At 46.1% G+C, this 3,617-nt stretch carries 3 protein-coding genes and 1 pseudogene; all 4 read right to left on the bottom strand.

Translation table 11 applies throughout. The annotated features are described in order from the left end of the window. Positions 1 to 89: 89 nt before the first annotated feature. Positions 90 to 371, bottom strand: a complete 282-nt coding sequence (locus AK963_RS26845) for an antibiotic biosynthesis monooxygenase family protein (RefSeq protein WP_066018410.1) — start codon at positions 369 to 371, stop codon at positions 90 to 92. 135 nt (positions 372 to 506) lie between these two features. Beyond that, the gene (gene rep, locus AK963_RS26840) at positions 507 to 2,519 is read right to left on the bottom strand and encodes a DNA helicase Rep (RefSeq protein ID WP_066018409.1); all 2,013 of its coding nucleotides are present in this window, start codon (positions 2,517 to 2,519) and stop codon (positions 507 to 509) included. Positions 2,520 to 2,620: 101 nt separating this feature from the next. Continuing rightward, complete coding sequence (locus tag AK963_RS26835; protein WP_066018408.1) at positions 2,621 to 3,289, bottom strand: hypothetical protein; 669 nt, start codon at positions 3,287 to 3,289, stop codon at positions 2,621 to 2,623. A gap of 152 nt (positions 3,290 to 3,441) precedes the next feature. Continuing rightward, positions 3,442 to 3,617, bottom strand: a pseudogene (locus AK963_RS32600) (IS256 family transposase); the annotation flags it as partial.

The following is a 3,617-nucleotide window of genomic DNA, read 5'->3' as shown; positions in this document are numbered from 1 at the left end:
GATCATCCTGAGTTTTAATCTGACTGGCTATTTGATCTACCAGTTTTTCGTTGATTTCAACGCTCATTGTTATTCTCCATTTTGGAGTATTAACGACAAGCGTTTACACAATTTAAATTACATTCCCTCATCCCAATTTTACGATCACTCAGAACCGTAGTTCCTATCTGTAAGTCGATCAGACCGGGAATTGAACGCAGTTCTTCAGAGTGCTTGATCAGCGTAGAACGATCCTGTTGATCACCCGCATTGTTTAGCCAGACCAGTACAATGTGCTTAATACCGTGGGCAGGAATGGTATCTGTAGTTGAGGCGCATCCACCCAGTATGATCAGGCTAAAGAGTAGGACGAAGCCAGATAAATGTTTCATGATTCTCTCCTGAAAATACTGTGTACAGGTTTTATTGTTCTTTAAATAGTTGTGAAGCATTAAGGTGGATAATGATATCAGCAGAAGCTGGAAATCGTGTACTCTGCGCTACTGCTGATAACTTTATTTGGCTGTTCAGGCACCAATAGACTTATACAAGGCATCCAGCCCCATTTTTCCGGCCATTTTTTTGGTTTCCTGACGGGAGGATTCATCAAAGCCAGTATACACCAGGTCTTCCTGTGGCAACTCATCAAGGAAGCGGCTGGGCATCGTATCAATGATCTCGCCAAACTGCTTTCTCTGCCCGGCCAGTGTCATGGTCAGTGATTTCCGGGCTCGCGTAATGCCAACGTAAGTAAGGCGACGCTCTTCCTCAATATTATCCTCTTCAATACTGGTTCGGTGAGGCAGCAGCTCCTCCTCCATTCCCATCATATATACATGGGGATACTCAAGACCTTTTGAGGCATGGAGAGTCAGTAGCTGAACACGGTCAGCATCTTCCTCTTCCTCGTTACGTTCCAGCATATCCCGAAGAATCAGCCTGGCAATAGCGTCTTCAACCGTTCTGTCTTCATCTCCCCGCTCCAGGGTTTGTTGAAGTGCATCCACCAGAAACCAGACATTGGCCATGCGTTTTTCAGCCTGAGCCGGTGTTGAAGAATGCTGCATCAGCCAGTTTTCATAATCAGTATCCGCAATCATTTCACGAACTACCTGCATAGGGTCTTCGCTGGTTTGCAGCCGTCGTGAAACATCATCCATCCAACCGGTAAAGCGTCGGAGTCTTTCTGCATACTGAGGTGCCAGATCTTCTTCAAGAGCTGCTTCTTCACAGGCCTTGTACATACTGATGTGGTGTTTGTTGGCGTAATTGCCCAGCTTCTCCAGTGTTGATGGCCCGATTTCCCGCTTTGGTGTATTCACCACCCGCAGAAAAGCGTTGTCATCATCCTGATTAATCAGCAGGCGCAGGTAGGCCATGATGTCCTTCACTTCTGCCCGGGCAAAGAACGAGGTGCCACCATTAATATGGTAAGGAATACCATGGTGCTGAAGCTTCAGCTCCAACAACCGCGACTGAAAATTCCCCCGGTATAGAACGGCATAATCTTTATAGCTGTTATCGTGCCGAAGTTTGTGAGCGATGATTTCCGTGGCAATCCGCTCACACTCCATTTCGTCATTTCGGCATTTAATAACACGAATTTCATCTCCAACACCCATCTCACTCCATAATGTTTTTTCAAACACATGTGGATTGTTGGCAATCAACGTATTCGCTGCCTTCAGAATCCGGCTGGTGGAACGGTAATTCTGTTCCAGCTTGATGACCTTTAAGCTGGGATAATCTTCTTTCAGCTGTGCCAGGTTTTCAGGCTTGGCGCCACGCCAGGCATAAATGGACTGGTCATCATCACCCACTACGGTCAACTTACGGCGGTCGCCTACCAGTCGCTTGACCAGCTCATACTGAGCACCATTGGTATCCTGGTACTCATCCACAAGCATATAGTGAACTTTATCCTGCCAGCGTTGCTGAACCTCTGGATAATTTCTGAATAACTCAACCGGTTTCATGATCAGGTCATCAAAGTCCACTGAGTTATAGGCTTTCAGCATACGGTTATAGTGTTCATAAACAATTGCTGCAGTCTGCTCCCAGGGCTGCCTTGCCATCTGTAACGCCTGGGCCGGGGTGATCAGATCATTTTTCCAGTTGGAGATGCAGTGTTGAATCTGATCCACACCATTGTCATCCGCAGAGGCATCCCGCTGCATCAGGTCGGTAATCAGTGACCGGGCATCCTGCTGGTCAAAAATTGAAAACCCAGGTTTATAGCCCAGAATTTTGTACTCACGACGAATAATATTCAGACCCAGGTTATGGAACGTAGAAACGGTCAGTCCTGAAGAGGCTTTGCCTTTTACCAGCTTGCCAACCCGTTCTTTCATTTCCCGGGCGGCTTTATTGGTAAAGGTAACGGCCACAATGTTTTTGGCGCTGATGCCACACTGTTGAATCAGGTAGGCAATTTTGGTGGTGATAACACTGGTCTTACCACTGCCTGCCCCCGCCAGTACCAGCAGGGGAGTATCGATATATTTTACGGCCTCAGCCTGTCGATCATTGAGTCTTTGCACGCGTTCTGTTTCAGGCAAGTCATGGGAGTTAAGTGCCTTAGTATACCAAGGTTAGGGGAGTGGACGATATGTATGCTCTTCAGATAAATGCTGGGCGGGGTTTACTTAAACCAGTTCTCAAAGGTCTTTTGAGTCGCCTTTTGTGACAGTTTTTCGGTGATGGTATCCGTCAAGGTATCTTTCAGCTCTTTTGTCCAGCTATGACTGCTCTCCTGTGCATCGGGGTCATTAAATGGCATCAGCACATAAGCTGGTGTGTAGTTGGCTTTTTTGTGCAGGTCAGTGAGTTTGCTGTGGCTATCCCGTTCAGGCTGGTAAACGGTAATGTTCATTGGGTTTCCAGCTTTCAGTGTGACGGAAGCGGATCCTGTTTGAACCGTATTACAGACGCCTTTTGTCAGAAGAAAGGTGGTCAGGTTCGAGCCATGGGGCTGGGCAATTACTATTTCAGCTTCAAGAGGGAAGTCCATGATTGAGAGTTTTTCTACCTTGCCATCATCAATGGCCTGCTTCAGATGTACCATTTTTGTATCGGTAAACTTGGGGATAAAGACTGATTCCTCACCTTCCTTTTGCTGATATAAGCGGGCGTTTTGTAATGAACCCTTTCTTATATCCAGAGAGACAATGGACCAGTCTTCCTGAAGTTCAACAATCATTGAGCCGCAGTGAAACTGGTTGGCTTCTGCACCAAATAGCTCATCACCAAGCACGGTGTTGGTAAGAAGAAAAGGCAGAATGGAATAAGCGGCTTTTGTATATCTAAACATGGAGGGAACCTGAAATAAGGAGGTCACAGGTTATTAATTTAGAACTGGGTCCTAATTTTGCACTGCTTTTGATATTGCATATGACTACTAAAAGTAGTGTATTTATTAATATTGAGCCTGTAAATAATTCTGTGTAAACGCCACCAAAACTATTACTCCTTGAACCGGTCAGGAAACATAATTTCAAACCGGTTCATGGCTGCTTTCCAGTTCCTGATCGGCATGGTCCATTTCTCGGAAGCTTTTTCCATGGCCAGATAGATTACCTTCATGACTGACTCATCAGTCCGAAAAATCTTCCGGTTCTTGATCGCCTTACGAATGACGC

This window comes from Endozoicomonas atrinae (assembly GCF_001647025.1).
Classification (GTDB): Bacteria; Pseudomonadota; Gammaproteobacteria; order Pseudomonadales; family Endozoicomonadaceae; genus Endozoicomonas; species Endozoicomonas atrinae.
Note: the sequence above shows the minus strand (reverse complement) of the source record. Positions and strands in the feature narration are given on the sequence as shown.